The sequence below is a fragment of the Amycolatopsis coloradensis genome (genome assembly GCF_001953865.1).
GTDB lineage: Bacteria > Actinomycetota > Actinomycetes > Mycobacteriales > Pseudonocardiaceae > Amycolatopsis > Amycolatopsis coloradensis.
In genome coordinates, this window is the sequence record NZ_MQUQ01000003.1 from 709,336 (window position 1) to 724,058 (window position 14,723).

General features: G+C 68.9%; 17 protein-coding genes. 14 read left to right on the forward strand and 3 right to left on the reverse strand.

Annotation, left to right across the window (positions count from 1 at the left end):
• Positions 1–31 precede the first annotated feature (31 nt).
• Together BS329_RS07000 and BS329_RS07005 are read left to right on the forward strand one after the other, a co-directional pair.
• Entirely contained in the window at positions 32–1,126 is a 1,095-nt protein-coding gene (locus tag BS329_RS07000; RefSeq protein WP_076156724.1) for an ROK family transcriptional regulator, read from the forward strand.
• 10 nt (positions 1,127–1,136) lie between these two features.
• On the forward strand, positions 1,137–2,675 hold the full coding sequence (locus tag BS329_RS07005; protein ID WP_076156727.1) for a glycosyltransferase family 87 protein: 1,539 nt from the start codon (positions 1,137–1,139) through the stop codon (positions 2,673–2,675).
• On the opposite strand, the gene BS329_RS07010 is transcribed toward BS329_RS07005, so the two are convergent.
• The 3 genes from BS329_RS07010 to BS329_RS07020 form a co-directional block, all read right to left on the reverse strand.
• Positions 2,632–2,967: a hypothetical protein gene (locus BS329_RS07010; RefSeq protein ID WP_076156730.1), complete on the reverse strand. Its 336-nt coding sequence runs from the start codon at positions 2,965–2,967 to the stop codon at positions 2,632–2,634. The genes BS329_RS07005 and BS329_RS07010 overlap by 44 nt on opposite strands.
• A gap of 44 nt (positions 2,968–3,011) precedes the next feature.
• The gene (locus tag BS329_RS07015; protein WP_076156732.1) at positions 3,012–3,521 is read right to left on the reverse strand and encodes a hypothetical protein; all 510 of its coding nucleotides are present in this window, start codon (positions 3,519–3,521) and stop codon (positions 3,012–3,014) included.
• A gap of 277 nt (positions 3,522–3,798) precedes the next feature.
• Positions 3,799–4,578: a deoxyribonuclease IV gene (locus tag BS329_RS07020; protein WP_076156735.1), complete on the reverse strand. Its 780-nt coding sequence runs from the start codon at positions 4,576–4,578 to the stop codon at positions 3,799–3,801.
• Between the two features lie 172 nt (positions 4,579–4,750).
• On the opposite strand from BS329_RS07020, the gene BS329_RS07025 reads away from it, so the two are divergent.
• From BS329_RS07025 to dnaB, 12 genes are all read left to right on the forward strand, one after another.
• The gene (locus BS329_RS07025; protein ID WP_076156737.1) at positions 4,751–5,617 is read left to right on the forward strand and encodes a hypothetical protein; all 867 of its coding nucleotides are present in this window, start codon (positions 4,751–4,753) and stop codon (positions 5,615–5,617) included.
• A gap of 123 nt (positions 5,618–5,740) precedes the next feature.
• Complete coding sequence (locus BS329_RS07030) at positions 5,741–6,625, forward strand: hypothetical protein (RefSeq protein WP_076156740.1); 885 nt, start codon at positions 5,741–5,743, stop codon at positions 6,623–6,625.
• Between the two features lie 115 nt (positions 6,626–6,740).
• Entirely contained in the window at positions 6,741–7,625 is an 885-nt protein-coding gene (locus tag BS329_RS07035; RefSeq protein ID WP_076156985.1) for a hypothetical protein, read from the forward strand.
• A gap of 100 nt (positions 7,626–7,725) precedes the next feature.
• A complete protein-coding gene (gene rpsF, locus BS329_RS07040) occupies positions 7,726–8,046 on the forward strand; it encodes a 30S ribosomal protein S6 (RefSeq protein ID WP_208619158.1) in 321 nt (106 codons plus the stop codon).
• 17 nt (positions 8,047–8,063) lie between these two features.
• Complete coding sequence (locus BS329_RS07045; protein WP_076156744.1) at positions 8,064–8,573, forward strand: single-stranded DNA-binding protein; 510 nt, start codon at positions 8,064–8,066, stop codon at positions 8,571–8,573.
• A 90-nt stretch (positions 8,574–8,663) separates the two neighbouring features.
• Entirely contained in the window at positions 8,664–8,912 is a 249-nt protein-coding gene (gene rpsR / locus BS329_RS07050; RefSeq protein WP_005168122.1) for a 30S ribosomal protein S18, read from the forward strand.
• A 12-nt stretch (positions 8,913–8,924) separates the two neighbouring features.
• Positions 8,925–9,380, forward strand: a complete 456-nt coding sequence (gene rplI, locus BS329_RS07055) for a 50S ribosomal protein L9 (protein ID WP_076156746.1) — start codon at positions 8,925–8,927, stop codon at positions 9,378–9,380.
• Positions 9,381–9,531: 151 nt separating this feature from the next.
• Positions 9,532–9,942 (forward strand): hypothetical protein, encoded by a 411-nt coding sequence (locus BS329_RS07060; protein ID WP_076156749.1) that lies wholly within the window; start codon positions 9,532–9,534, stop codon positions 9,940–9,942.
• Positions 9,942–10,541 (forward strand): DUF3558 domain-containing protein, encoded by a 600-nt coding sequence (locus BS329_RS07065; protein WP_076156751.1) that lies wholly within the window; start codon positions 9,942–9,944, stop codon positions 10,539–10,541. The genes BS329_RS07060 and BS329_RS07065 overlap by 1 nt, the downstream gene beginning before the upstream one ends.
• A 3-nt stretch (positions 10,542–10,544) precedes the next feature.
• Positions 10,545–11,915 (forward strand): PPE domain-containing protein, encoded by a 1,371-nt coding sequence (locus BS329_RS07070; RefSeq protein ID WP_143252887.1) that lies wholly within the window; start codon positions 10,545–10,547, stop codon positions 11,913–11,915.
• Between the two features lie 97 nt (positions 11,916–12,012).
• On the forward strand, positions 12,013–12,810 hold the full coding sequence (locus BS329_RS07075) for an ESX secretion-associated protein EspG (protein ID WP_076156753.1): 798 nt from the start codon (positions 12,013–12,015) through the stop codon (positions 12,808–12,810).
• A gap of 463 nt (positions 12,811–13,273) precedes the next feature.
• Positions 13,274–14,683: a replicative DNA helicase gene (gene dnaB, locus BS329_RS07080; protein WP_007032313.1), complete on the forward strand. Its 1,410-nt coding sequence runs from the start codon at positions 13,274–13,276 to the stop codon at positions 14,681–14,683.
• Positions 14,684–14,723 lie beyond the last annotated feature (40 nt).

Here is a 14,723-nt window from a genome sequence, read left to right on the forward strand (position 1 = left end):
GTAATCAGCCAGTCGTGGCAGGATGCGCGCCATGCCGGAGACCGGGGTCAATCTGCGCGGCCTGCGCCAGCACAACCGAACGCTGCTGCTCACGCACATCCTGCGCGCGGGCGGCCTGAGCCGCGTCGAACTCGCCGAACGCACCCGGCTCACGCAGCAGGCCGTCTCGAAGATCGTCCCCGAACTGCTCGAAGCCGGCCTGCTGGACGAGGAACGCCAGCCCGCGTCCGGTGTCGGCAAGCCGCGCACGCTGCTGCGCGTTCGCGCGGACGCGCGGTACGCGCTCGGCGCCCAGCTCGACCGGGACTCCTTCCGGGTGCTCAGGACCGACCTGACCGGGAAGGTCATCGCGTCGCGGGGCGGCCCGCTGTCCCCGGGGTTCACTCCTGACCAGGCCGTTTCCGCCCTCGCCGAAGCGGCCGAAGCGCTACTCGACGGTGTCGAGCGCAAACGCGTACTCGGCCTCGGCGTCGGCGCCGTCGGACCGCTCGACCACCGCGAGGGGCTGGTCCGCGACGCCACGAACATGCCGGGCTGGCACCACGTCCCCCTGCGCGACCTGCTCGCGAAGCGCACCGGCCTGCCCGTGCGGCTCGACAAGAACACCAACGCCGCCGCCTTCGCCCAGCACTGGGCCGACGGCGACCAGGCCGCGACCGCCGTCGTGCTCGTCGGCACCGGGATCGGCGTCGGCCTGCTGATCGACGGCGGGCTGTACCGCGGGCCGCGCACCAACGCGGGCGAGTTCGGGCATACGACGCTCGCCTTCGACGGGCCGCGCTGCGCGTGCGGGCGCCGCGGCTGCGTCGAAGTGCTGCACAACGCGGCGGCGACCACGGAGGAGGCGGCGGGCCTGCTGGGGATCGGGCTCGCCGACCTCGTCCAGGTGCTCGACCTCGAACGTGTCGTGCTGACCGGGCGCTCGGTCCGCGCCGAGCCGGAGATCTATCGCGACACGGTCGCCGCGCGGCTGCGGGAACTGCTGCCTTTGCCGCACTGGCAACGGATCCAGGTCGATCTGGACGAGATGGGCGACGACGTCGTCGCGTTCGGCGCGGCGGCCGAAGTGCTGGCCGGGTTCTACGACAGCGGCGATATCACCGGCGGTCGCCCGGACAGGCGCTAACATCCGCCACGTGTCCGACCAGACGACCCAGCCCGAGGCCCCGCTCTCCCTCACCCCCGGCGAGCGGGTCATCCCGAGCTGGAACGAACCGCTCGTGGCCGCGGCCACCCGGCCGATCGGCGGCCCGCTCGGCGAACACGCGGCCGTGGGACGGCACTGGTTCTGGTCGCCGCAGCGGGTCGGTCTGCTGCTGGCCTGCCTCGCGCTGCTGCTCTCGTGGTTCGGCAAGGCGTCCTGCATCCAGGAGTACACCGACGACTCCGGGACCCATCAGCTCGACTGGCGGGCGGGCCGTCCCTTCGTCGCGATGTGCTACTCGGACATCATCCCGCTCTACAGTTCCGAGCGGCTGAACGATCCGGAGACCTTCCCGTACGTGACTTCGTGGATCGAGGACGAGGGAACGGCGAAGGAGACCACGCGGTACATGGAGTACCCGGTCGCGACCGGGTTGTTCCAGTGGATCAACGCGAAGCTCACCGAAGCGTGGGTTTCGGTCGCGAAAGCGGGCTGGCTGCCCAGCGCGCTCCCGGTCGCCATCTACTTCAACATCTCGGCGCTCTGGCTCGCGCTGGCCTGGCTCGTCACCGTGTGGGCGACCGGCCGATCGCTGAAACGCCGTCCGTGGGACGCCGCACTGGTGGCGATCTCGCCGCTGGTGCTGGTGCACGCCTTCACCAACTTCGACGCCATCGCGACCGCGTTCACCGCGACCGCACTGCTGGCCTGGGCCCGGCGGCGGCCCGAAGTCGCGGGATTCCTGCTCGGCCTCGGCGCGGCGGCGAAGCTGTATCCGCTGCTCCTGCTCATCCCCCTGTTCTTCCTGTGCCTGCGTGCGGGGAAGGTCAAGCACTGGGCGCTCACCGCCGGACTCGCCGCGGCGACGTTCGTGGTCGTCAACGTCCCGTTCGCGCTCGCCGCGCCGACCGGCTGGTGGGAGTTCTTCCGGCTCAACACGGCGCGCCCGATGGACCCGGACTCGCTCTACAACGTGGTCTCGCACCTTTCCGGCTGGGCCGGTTTCGACGGGAAGCTCGCCGCGGGCGAGACGCCGATCGTGCTCAACGCCGTCGTCGCGGTGCTGTTCCTCGCCGCTTGCGCCGGCATCGGGTACGTCGCGCTGAAGGCACCGCGCCGTCCGCGGCTCGGCCAACTGGCCTTCCTCGTGGTGGCCGCGTTCCTGCTGACCAACAAGGTGTGGAGCCCGCAGTACTCGCTGTGGTTGGTGCCGCTGGCGGTGCTCGCGATCCCGCGCTGGCGGCTGCTGCTCGGCTGGATGCTCGTCGACGCGCTGGTGTGGGCGCCGCGGATGATGTACTACCTCGGCGTCGACAACAAAGGCCTGCCGGAGGACTGGTTCCTCGGCACCGTCGTCGTCCGCGACCTCGCGGTGCTCGGCCTGTGCGCGCTGGTGATCCGCGACATCTACCAGCCGCGCACAGACCCCGTCCGCCTCGCCGGGGACGACGATCCCGTCGGAGGTTTCCTCGACGGCGCGCCGGACGTCAAGCGCGCTTCAGCACCTCGGGTCCAGGACGTTCCAGCTTGACGTGCCTGCCGAAGTCCTCGGCGCCGAAATCGTCGATCCGGACGACGACCTCGTCGGGCGAGGTCTCGACCAGACGGCAGGCCAGCCAGTCTTCGCCGTACTTGACCGACCAGCGCTCGGCGAGAATGGCCAGGCCTTCCGCCTCCAGTAACGCCACGGAGTCGTCGAAGGCGGCAGGCCCACCGAGCGGGTAGCCGAAAACGGTCAGTGCCTGCCAACGAGTTTCCGGCGAAGGGACGACGTAACCGACGTGCTCGCCGTCCTCCGCCCGGTACACGGTGCGCTTCTTCATGCGGTTCAGGTTCGACCCTCCCGTGGCGTGAGGGTCAAGCCGATTCAGCGGACGGTGTAGCCGCCGGTGCTCGTCCGGAAGAACGGCACCGGGCCGGTGCACGGCAGGACGTCGTGCTCGATTCCGCCGTAAGCCCAGCTCCAGCCGATCCGATCGTGGCCGCGCGACTCGTCCTGCACCGAGAAGCCGACCCGGCGGCCGACGACGTTCACCGGGAGACCGGGGATGTCGGCGCGTTCGATCACGCCGGTCAGGATGGCGAGGTCGCCGGCGCGGGCCACACAATCGACCCGGCCGTCGAAGTCGGCGACGAGTTTCCCGTCCTTGGTCAAGTGATTCACGTGGAACCGGCCCGAGGACTTGCCGGGTTCGCCGAACGCGGCGAAATCGAAGCGGACCGGGTCGTTGTCGTAGCCCGGGAACGTCAGCGGTCCGCCCGCCGATCCCACGACGACCGAGCCCCGCTCCGGCGCCGCGCTCGCCTGTGCCGCCCCCAGTGTTCCCGCCACGGCGGCGAACACGGCGACCGTGGCGATCTTCGACTTGATGTTCATGGCTTTCCCTCCAGTTCCAGGAACGTCCTGGTGGAAAGGAGCCTTCCGCCCCGCGCGCGCCCGGTCCTCCCGCTGGAGAGGGAAGGAACTCCCGCCTGAGTGCCCTGCGCGCGGGGCACCACCCCACCGCACGGCTACTCCGCGATCCAGATGGCCGAGCGCCTCACGGGAGGCGCGTCGCGTTTAGCGGGCTGAACGCGACCAGGCTCCAGGCCCAAGCAAGTAGTCCTCTAGTTGCGGGGTTGAGCGCAACCAGAGGACTACTTGCGGGAGAGCGTCAAGTGGAGGCGACGCGTTCCCGGACGAAGGCGATGTCGGCGGCCTGGCCGTCGGCCGGGGTCTCGACGATCACGGGGGCGCCCGCCTCGGCGGCGACCGCGGCCAGCACCTCGGGGTCGATCGTGCCGTCGCCGCCGACGACGTTGGCGTGCCGGTCGCGGGTGGAACCGAACTCGTCGCGCGAGTTGTTGAGGTGCACCAGGTCGATCCGGCCGGTGATGGCCTTGACCTTCTTGACCGCCTCGGTCAAGTCCCAGCCCGCCGCGTACGCGTGACAGGTGTCGAAACAGAAGCCCGCGCCGAATTCGCCGACCTTGTCCCAGAGCCGGGCGATCGTGTCGATGTCGCGGGTCATCGCGTTGTCGCCGCCCGCGGTGTTTTCGATCAGGATGGGAACGGCGAAGCCGCCCTTCTCCTGTTCGCGCTCGAAAAGCTTGCGCCAGTTGACAAGGCCTTCTTCGACGTCTTCCGAAGAGCCGACGTGGCCGCCGTGCACGACGAGCCCTTTCGCACCGATCTCGGCCGCGCCGTTCGCGTGCTGCGTGACGTTCTTCCGCGAGGGGATGCGGATGCGGTTGTTCATCGACGCCACATTGATCAAGTACGGCGAATGGACGAACACCTCGACCGGCGATTCTTTGATCGCTTCGCCGTGTGGGTGGGGTTTGGGAGCTTTCCAGCCCTGCGGGTCGGAAAGGAAGAACTGGAGGACCTCGGCGTCGCGTTCGGCGACCGCGGACAGCGGGTCGTCGTCGCGGACATGGGCACCGATTTTCATGTTGGGAGAATCTACGCGGAGCGAAGCTCCTCCGTTGAGGGCGGTGGCGGGGAGGAAGGCGGAGCCACTACCGAGGATTTCTCCCCGGCGCGGCCCAGGTCGTCACGCTCGTGGGGTAGCGTGAGCGCGTTCCGTTAAACCGCGTGGGTCTAAGGGGCGGAGGACGAGTTCGATGGGGAAGACTGCCGGGCGGATCACGGCATTGGGTTTCGCACTTTCGGTTTCGGCCGGACTCGCGTTCCCGACGGTCGCGATGGCCGCCGAGAAACCGAATCCGACCCTCTCCGGCGAATGCGCCGCGACGCTGCGAAACGGGTCGTCGGCCAACGGCCTCGTTCTCGACGCGGGTGCACCGCTCAACTCGCCCGAGGCATTGACCGTCGGGCTGGACTCGAAGGCCAAGACCGCCGAAGGCCGGAAACCGCTGCTTTCACTGCCGGTCGGTGACCTCGTCAAGACGACAGGCCTCACGGACAACGCGATCGGCGACCTCGTGGCCAAGGGGATCTGCCCGCCCGTGCAGAGCGCGGTGAACGCGGTCGGCAACCTGACCCAGGGTGTCGCCGAGGAACTCCCGCTGCCGGAACTTCCCGAGCCACCCAAGCCCGAGCCACCCAAGCCCGAGCCACCCAAGCCCGAGCCGCCCACTCCCGAGCCACCCACGCCCGAGCCCCCGGACCCCGGTCCGAAACCGCCACGGCCCGAGCCCCCCATGCCGGGACAGCCCGGCGGACCGGGTAGCGAACTTCCGATCGAATCCGGTCCTGGCTCCTCCACCGGTATCGGCGGCGACTCGATCGCCGGCGTCATCAGCAACGCGGCGTTGCTTCCCGGCGACTTCGTGCAGGCGCCGGTGATCATCGAGACCATCCCCGGCGAGGTGCCGCCGCCGACCGTCGACGAGAAGGACACCGGCACCGCGCAGGCCATCCAGGCCCCGGTCGCCCCGGCCAAGCTGCCGCTGCTGCTCGCGGTGCTGGCGTTGGCCGTCGTCGCCGCGGCGCTGGTCCGCGCCTGGCTGCGGGGCAAGCCCGCCTGATTTCACCCTCGGTGACGCCCGCTTCCACTCGAATGCCTGACTTCTTCGAGTGAGCGGGCGTTACTCGTCGCCCTTGGCGTCGTTGTGCTGGTAGGTGAACCCGACGACGGAGGAGTCGAAGGCATGCGCGAACGGACACGGAGGGCGACCGCCCTGGGTGCCTCGGCCTTCATTCTCGCGGGCTCGGCCGCCCTCGCCATGCCGGGCACGGCCGCCGCCGCCGAGACCAAGACCGCCGCCTGCGGCGGATCGGTGACCGCGAAACCCGGCGACCGGATCCTCGGGAAGACGCCGTTGCTCGGCATCCCGCTGGACCTCGGCCACGCCGGTCCGGTTTCGGGAGTGCTCACGGGCACGATCAACGCGCTGCTCGGCACGGTCTGCAAGGTGACGGTGACCGTGGTGAACGCCGTGGTCGCGCCGGTCCCGGTCATCGGCGAACCCGCCGCGGAAGCGGTGAACGGCGCCGTCACCGGCACCACCCAGGCGCTGACCGGCGGCGGCAAGCCCGCCCCCGGCACCCAGCCTCAACCACAAAAACCCGCTCCCGGCACGGGCGGCCCGCAGACAGGCGGCCCCGGCGCCCCGGCGCAGGGCGGCAACCCGGCGACCGGCCCCGGCATCCCGGCGGCGAACAGCCCGCTGCTGCCCGGCACCTTCACCCCGAACTTCGGCGGCCTGCCGTTGGGCGTCAGCACGGGTTACGCCCCGATGCGCGACTACAGCTCCATCCCGATGGCGATGGCCGGTCTCTTCAGCCCCTCGCCCGGACTGCGCTACGGCGGTCAGATCCCGGGTTACGCGCCGCAGTTCGGCGTCACGACCGAAAACCAGACCGGTAACCCGGACGTCCAGAACGCGGGGCAGGCCGAGGCGCTACCGAACGTGAGCGACGGATTCACTCAGGACGGGAAACTTCCGCTGCTGATCGCCGTTTTGCTACTTTCCGGAGTCAGTGCGGGCCTGGTACGCACCTGGGTCCTCCGCCGAATGGCCGCTACAAGTTAGGCCTACCGCCTAGTATCTTTCGGATCACTCCCTCGTTATCCCCGTCGGCAGTGTTTTCTCCGGTGAAAACCTGATGCACTGCCTCATGCCCCCACCGACCCGGAGGATCGCGCTCGTGCGGAAGACCACCATCTGGCAGACCACCCGCAACGCGTTCACCGTCACCGCACTCGCGGCGTTGGTCACCGGTGGCGCCTTCCTGACCTCGGGCACCGCCTCGGCGGCGACCACGCTGGCGAACGCGTGCAGCGGCACCGTGAACGGCGGGATGGGCGACACCGTCGCGATCACCGGTACTTCGGTCAAGGAACTGGTGCGAGCGGGCGCGAAGGAAGCGGGCACGCTGGCGCTCTACGACGTCGCCGCGAACGACATCGCCAAGGTCAACAAGATCGACCTCGGCACGGTCCCGAACGCCGCGGGCGGCTCGGTCGACGGCAAGGCCATCGGCGCGGCCGTCAAGCGGGCGGTCAGGGAGACCAAGTCCTGGGGCCTCGGCCTCAACCCGGAAAAGACGCTGACCAGCATCGAGCACAAGGTCGCCGGCAGCTGTGGCCTGACGACGGTCGCGACGAACTACGTCGCCCCCGCGCTGCCTGCTCCGGGCACCACGGCCCCGCAGCAGGGCGGCACGGGCGGCGCCGCGAACGGCGCCCCGGCGGGGGGCACGAACCTGCTGCCCGGCAGCAGCAACGGCACCGGCTACGCCCCGCCTCGCGACTACGGCAACCTGCCGGTCGCGCAGCCGGGTGTCGCGGTGGCGCCGGGCGTGCGCTACCCGGCCAACAGCCCGCTCCCCGGCGAGGGTGGCTCGCAGTACGGCGTCCCCGGCGCTCAGGACCAGGGCAGCGACGTCCGCAACACGGGCAACGCCGAGGCGCTCGCCACCGACGGCATGCCCGGCGGCGACGTCCAGCTGCCGATGCTGCTCGCGGTGCTCGTACTCGCCGGGGTGACCGCCGCGCTGGTCCGCACCTGGGTGCTGCGCCGCGTCTCCTGACCTGAGGCGAGACCTTCGAACGCCGCCGGGTACGCTTACCTGGACAAACCCTCCTGCCACGGACAGTCCGTGGCCGCGAGCCCATAGGAGGTGAGTGGTTGTGTCACGCCATTACGAGGTAATGGTCATCCTGGACCCCACGCTCGATGAGCGTACGGTCGCCCCGACCCTGGACAACTTCCTCAACGTGATCCGCACTTCGGGCGGAAGCGTGGAGAAGGTCGACGTCTGGGGCCGCCGCCGTCTGTCGTACGAGATCAAGAAGCACGCCGAGGGCATCTACGCGCTCCTCGACCTGAACTCGACGTCGGAAGCGGTCAAGGAGCTGGACCGTCAGCTCTCCCTCCAGGAGACCGTGCTCCGCACCAAGGTCATGCGCCGCGAGATCAAGAGCGCCGCGACCGCCGCCGCCAAGGCCTGAGCCCGAAGGACTTCCCGATGGCTGGAGACACCGTCATCACGGTGATCGGCAACCTCACGTCCGACCCGGAGCTTCGCTTCACCCCTTCCGGTGCGGCGGTCGCGAACTTCACGGTCGCGTCCACCCCGCGCACGCTGGACAAGCAGTCCGGTGAGTGGAAGGACGGCGAGGCCCTGTTCCTGCGCTGCAACATCTGGCGCCAGGCGGCCGAGAACGTCGCCGAGTCGCTGACGCGCGGCGCGCGAGTCGTCGTGCAGGGGCGCCTCAAGCAGCGGTCTTTCGAGACCAAGGAAGGCGAGAAGCGCACTGTCGTCGAGCTCGAGGTCGATGAGATCGGCCCGTCGCTGCGCTACGCCACCGCCAAGGTGAACAAGGTCAGCCGTGGCACCGGTGGCGGTGGAGGCGGCGGCTTCGGTGGAGGCGGCGGCGGTGGCCAGTCCGGCCCGCCCGCCGACGACCCGTGGGGTTCCGCCCCGGCCGCCAGTGGTGGCGGCGGCGGTGGCTTCTCCGACGAGCCGCCCTTCTGATCGACAGTCGCACCAGGTGCGTCCACCGCGGGCGAAAGCTCCGCGAGACGCCTCGAGACAACCACTACGTAGGAATCCAGGAGTAAAACCGTGGCCAAGCCACCCATCCGCAAGCCCAAGAAGAAGGTCTGCGTTTTCTGCAAGGCCGAGAAGAAGGGCCGCCCGGAGAACATCGACTACAAGGACACCAACCTGCTGCGGAAGTACATCTCCGACCGCGGCAAGATCCGTGCCCGCCGGGTGACCGGCAACTGCAGCCAGCACCAGCGTGACATCGCCATCGCGGTCAAGAACTCCCGCGAAATGGCGCTGCTGCCCTACACCTCGACCGCGCGCTAAGGAGGCACGTCAATGGCGAAGATCATTCTCACCACCGACGTCTCCAACCTCGGTGGACCCGGCGACATCGTCGAGGTCAAGGACGGTTACGCGCGCAACTACCTGCTCCCCCGCGGCTACGCGATCGTGGCCTCCAAGGGTGCGGAGAAGAACGTGCGCACGATCAAGCGGGCGCAGGAGAGCCGTCGCATCCGCGACCTCGACCACGCCAAGGAGATCAAGGCGACCCTGGAGGGCCTCGGCGCCATCCAGCTGTCCGGCAAGGCGGCCGAGGGCTCGAAGAAGCTCTTCGGTTCGATCACCACCGCCGAGATCGTGGACGCGATCAAGGCCGCCGGCGGCCCGCTGCTCGACAAGCGCGTCATCGAGCTGAAGGACCACATCAAGACCGTGGGCAAGCACTCGGTCGGCGCCCGTCTGCACCCCGACGTCCGCGTCGACGTGCGGCTCGAGGTCAAGGCCAAGTAACACCGCTTCGGCACAGGGCGGGACTTCTCCATCGCGGAGAGGTCCCGCCTTTTGCTTTCCGTGCTTGTCATCGGAACCCCACTCGGGCGGGTCACGTCTTAGGATTGACTCGACGTCGAGGCACGGGGCCTCAAAAGGGGATCTGGGAGCTATGGCTTACGACAGCAACGCCGAGCAGAACCGGCAGGAGAAGGTCACGGTGTCCGCGCCGGCCAACCCGGACAAGCCGTCGTCGGCGTCGGGCGGGGGTGGCGGCGGGTTCACCTTCGACAAGGACAAGATCGACGGCATCATCAAGAAGTGGACCGACCTCCAGGTCGAGCTCAAGAAGGACTTCGCCGACGCGAACCTGATGGCCAACGTCAAGGCGCCCGGCAAGGAGTTCGCGAGCGGCGACTGGGAGAAGCTGGCCAACCCCTCGGGCAAGGCGTTCCTGGAGCAGAACCAGAAGATGCAGGACTACGTCAAGAACTACATCGACCAGCTGACCGCGGCGAAGCAGAAGATCGCCACGAACGAGGCCGAGACGCAGGCTTCGCTCAACAAGCACAAGGCCGTGTGATGCGACGTTCCCTCGTACTCGTTTTCGCCGCCGCCGCGCTGGTCGCGGGCTGTTCCGGCACCAAGAGCGGCACGGCGTCCTCGGAGCCGTCCTACACGACAGGGGCCGGTTCCCCGAGCGCGTCGAGCGGATCCTCCGGCTCCGCGCCCAAGGTGCCGAGCCCGTTAAAAACCTCCTCGATCGAGAGTGACGCGTGCTCCGCGCTCTCGGCGGCGAAGCGGTCCGAGCTCGGCCTCGGCGAAGGCGAACAGCGGACCACGAGCGTCGGACCCGGCTGTTCGATCTTCGCCGCGGACGACCGGCTGAACCAGATCGAGATCAGCCCGGTGCTCGCGAACAAGAACGGCCTCAGCGACGTCTACGACACGAAGGCCAACGACGAGTACTTCGAGCCGACCGAGGTCGCCGGGTACCCGGCGGTCTACGCCGCGGCGCTCGACGGCCGCAAGAGCGGCAAATGCGGCCTCTTCGTCGGCGTGACCGACCAGCTGGCCGTGAACATCCTGGTGCAGTACGACAACGGGCCCGGCGCGAGCGATCCGTGTCCTGTCGCGCTCAAGGTGGGGGAAGCGATGATCCAGACGTTGAAGGAGGGCTGACGCGTGTTCCTGCTGCCGATCATCGCCGGGTACTCGGCCTACAACATGGCGACCACGAAATCCGGCGACTTCGAAGCGTCGGGTGGCGATCGCAAGATCGACTGCTACAACATCTGGGAGAAGATCGTCACCGGCCCGGGTACCGGGTCGATCTCCGAGGGCCAGGCCGCGGCGACCCGGCTCAAGGCCGGTTACCAGGACAGGCTGACCACCATCGACAACCTGTCGAAAGAGATGGACGCCGCCTGGACCGGTAAGAGCGCCGAAGCCGCGCAGGAGTCCGGCGCGCATCCGCTGCGGACGTGGATGGAGGACTCCGGCAAGAAGCTGACGGACTCCGACAAGTACCTCGGCGAGCAGAACACCGCGTTCACCACGGTGAAGGCGAAGGTGCAGCAGGTCCCGAAGGATCCGCCGAAGAACAACCTGCTCAACTCCATCACGCCGTGGACGACCGACACCGACCGCGCGATCCGGGACTACAACCAGCGGGGTCAAGCGAACGTCGACGCGTTCAACGAGTACTTCAAGGCCAGTTCCGAGAACGGCAAGAAGCTGCCCACCTACTCCAAGATGGAGGGGCAGAACACGAACGTCGACGTCAACGGCGGCAGCGGCGGCAAGGACAAGGACGGCAACGGGAACGACACCGGCCAGGGTGACCGGAACGGGCACAACGGCATGCCGCCCGGCGGCATCTCGACGCCGCCCGGTTCGATGCCGCCCGGTTCGATGCCGCCCGGCGGCATGCCGAGCGTTCCCGGGTCGAACCTGCCCGGCATCGGTACGCCGGGGTCGAACCTGCCCGGCTCCAACCTTCCCGGATCGAACCTGCCCGGCAGCACCATCCCGGGGTCGAACCTTCCCGGATCGAATCTGCCGGGCGGGCAGTACAACCCGAACATCCCCGGCAGCAACTACAAGCCGCCGTCCTGGGACGACGGGACGAACGCGTCCGGTTTCACCCCGCCGAAGATCCCCGGCGCCGGTGGCTTCGGCCCTGGTGGCGGCGGCGGTGGCGGTGGCTTCGGCGGCACCGACATCCCCGGCGCGGGCGGTTTCGGCCCGGACGGCGGCTTCGGCCCCGGTGGTTTCGGTCCTGGCGGGCCGGGCAGCGCGAGTGGCGCGGCCATCCCCGGTGGCGCGGCCGGGATGGGCGGCATGGGCGCCGGTGGCGCCGGAGCGGGCGGTGCCGGAGCGGGTCGTGGTGCCGCCGGCGGCATGATGGGCGGCATGGGCGGTATGGGTGCCGGTGGCGCCAAGGGGAAGGGTGGCGAGGACGAGGAGCGCAGCGCCAAGTACCTCGTCGGCGACGACCCCAACGACATCTTCGGGACCGACGAACTCACCGCACCGCCGGTGATCGGCGAGTAGTCGTCACGAGCGAGCCGGGCGCGTGCCAAGATTGGGGCCGCGCCCGGCTTGTCTTGTTCCGGGTTGGACGAACAAGAACGACTAGGGGGCAGTTCCGGTGCTGGACAAGCAGGTCACGATCACGACCGGCACCCTCATCACGCTGATCCACCGCCGGGGCGGCGAGCCGCACACGATCCTGTCGGAAACGCCGACCTGGTACGACGAGGACGCGCAGCGGACCGAGGACGAGCGGACCAACAAGGAGCTGGTGAGCCAGGGCCTCTTCGGCGCGCGAGGTCTGCACCCGGGATTCAAGGCGACGCTCGAAGCGATCGCCAGGCCGAGCCTGGAGTACTACGGCTGGGTCGACGGCGGGTTCGAGGGCAAGGCGCTGAGCTACACCCTGCTCGCGGGCAGTGCCGGCGGCGAGGGTTTCGTCCTCGCCCGCCACAGTGAGCACGACGGTGTCGCGCTCGCCTCGGTGCGGCCCGAAGAACTGCTGACCGAGTTCCTCGACCAGATCCCGAAGCTCGCGCCGGGACGCGGTCGGCCGGTCGCCGTCCCGAAGAGCCAGGTCGAGGCCCCGCGCTCGTCGTCGACAGCGCAGGACGAGGGTTTCGAGGTGCTTCGCAGCGGACGGCAGAGCGCCGGCAGCCAGGAGGCCGACGAGCTTCGCCGTATCCTCGCGCTACGCCGAATGGGCAGCGGCAGCCTGTACGTCGCCGCCCGCGGCCGGAGCGGTGCGCGGCAGCGGATCGAACGCCCGGTGAACTACATCGATACGTCCGAGGGCCGGTGGCTGACCGAAGAGATACCGGGGAGTGGCGAGCCGAGGATCGCCTTCACACCCGCCGACCAGCAGGTTCTCGGAGAACGACTACGGAGCGCACAGGGCAGGTTGTTCGCGTCCTGAATTCCACACCGTTCAGCCCAGCGGGCCACCCCTCCGCCCTCCGTGGCATTCATCCACAGGGCATCGCTGTGCGCCGCCGTGCGACACGCCGACCGACGTGTTTCGCCCGACACGCCGCACGGATTTGAGAAAAGTTCTCCACAGTGTGTACACAGCCCCTGGCCAGCACTTTTGTCAAACCATCCCGCCGTTGCCCACAAGTTGTACACAGGCTATGGGCCACCTGTGAAGGGATGCCCGCAGTCATCCCCAGGTTGTCCACAGGGCGGTCCCCAGGCGAAATTGCGCTGGTCCTTTCGGGGGGCCTACCGTGCCCGATTGGCCGGTACGCACAGTGGCGTTCTTCCGGCCGAGGGGAGCACCGGGAGCCGAGGGAGGGCGACCGGTGGGCACAGGCGGACCGACCGGGGAAAATCTGGCATAATCGAACGCGTGTTCGATGCTTGAGGAGGTGGCAGCAGCGGTGGCGCTGACCGACGACCGCAATCCGATGTACGCGGAGTCCGACCCGGGTCCCGGCGATCCCGGTCCGCGTGGTGGTGAGTACGACCGCCAGCCGCCGCAGGACATCGCGGCCGAGCAGTCCGTGCTCGGCGGCATGCTGCTGTCGAAGGACGCCGTCGCCGACGTCATCGAAGCCCTCGGGCCCGACGACTTCTACCGGCCCGCGCACCAGGCGATCTACGACGTCATCCTCGACCTTTACGGGCGAGGCGAGCCCGCCGACCCGATCACCGTCTCCGCCGAACTGGAACGCCGCGGCGAACTCGGCCGCGTCGGCGGCGCCCCGTATCTGCACACCCTGATCGCGACGGTGCCGACGGCGGCGAACGCCGGGTACTACGCGGAGATCGTCTCCGAGAAGGCGGTGCTGCGGCGCCTGGTCGAGGCGGGCACGCGGATCGTGCAGTACGGCTACGGCGCGGCCGCGGCCGACGGCGCGAACATCGACGAGGTCGTCGACCGCGCACAGGCCGCGATCTACGACGTCACCGAGCGGCGCACCAGCGAGGACTACGTCGCGCTGGAGGAGCTGCTCCAGCCGACCATGGACGAGATCGACGCGATCGCGTCACGCGGCGGGCAGTCGCAGGGCATCCCGACCGGATTCGCCGACTTCGACGATCTGACGAACGGCCTGCACCCAGGGCAGATGATCATCGTCGCCGCCCGCCCCGGTGTCGGGAAATCGACGCTGGGTCTGGATTTCGCCCGTTCCGCGTCCATCAAACACGGTCTGACCAGCGTCATCTTCTCGCTGGAAATGAGCAGGACCGAGATCGTCATGCGCATGCTCTCGGCCGAGGCCCGGATCCGGCTGGCGGATATGCGCGGTGGCAAGATGTCCGACGACGACTGGACACGGCTCGCGCGCCGGATGAGCGAAGTCTCCGAGGCGCCGCTGTTCGTCGACGACTCGCCGAACATGACGATGATGGAGATCCGCGCGAAGGCCCGGCGGCTCAAGCAGCGCAACGACCTCAAGCTCGTCGTCCTCGACTATCTCCAGCTGATGACCTCGGGCAAGCGCGTCGAGTCGCGGCAGCAGGAGGTCTCGGAGTTCTCGCGGCAGATGAAACTGCTGGCAAAGGAGATCGAGGTCCCGGTGATCGCGATCAGCCAGCTGAACCGTGGTCCCGAGCAGCGGACCGACAAACGCCCGATGCTGTCCGACCTTCGTGAGTCCGGTTCGCTGGAGCAGGACGCCGACCTCGTCATCCTGGTCAACCGACCCGACGCCTGGGAGCGGGACGACCCGCGCGCCGGTGAAGCGGACCTGATCATCGCGAAGCACCGCGCCGGGCCGACGGCGACGATCACCGTCGCGCACCAGCTGCACTACAGCCGATTCGTCGACCTCTCGCACGACTAGGGCGTGTCCTGGGGATCTTCAGCGGAGGTGGAGGACGATG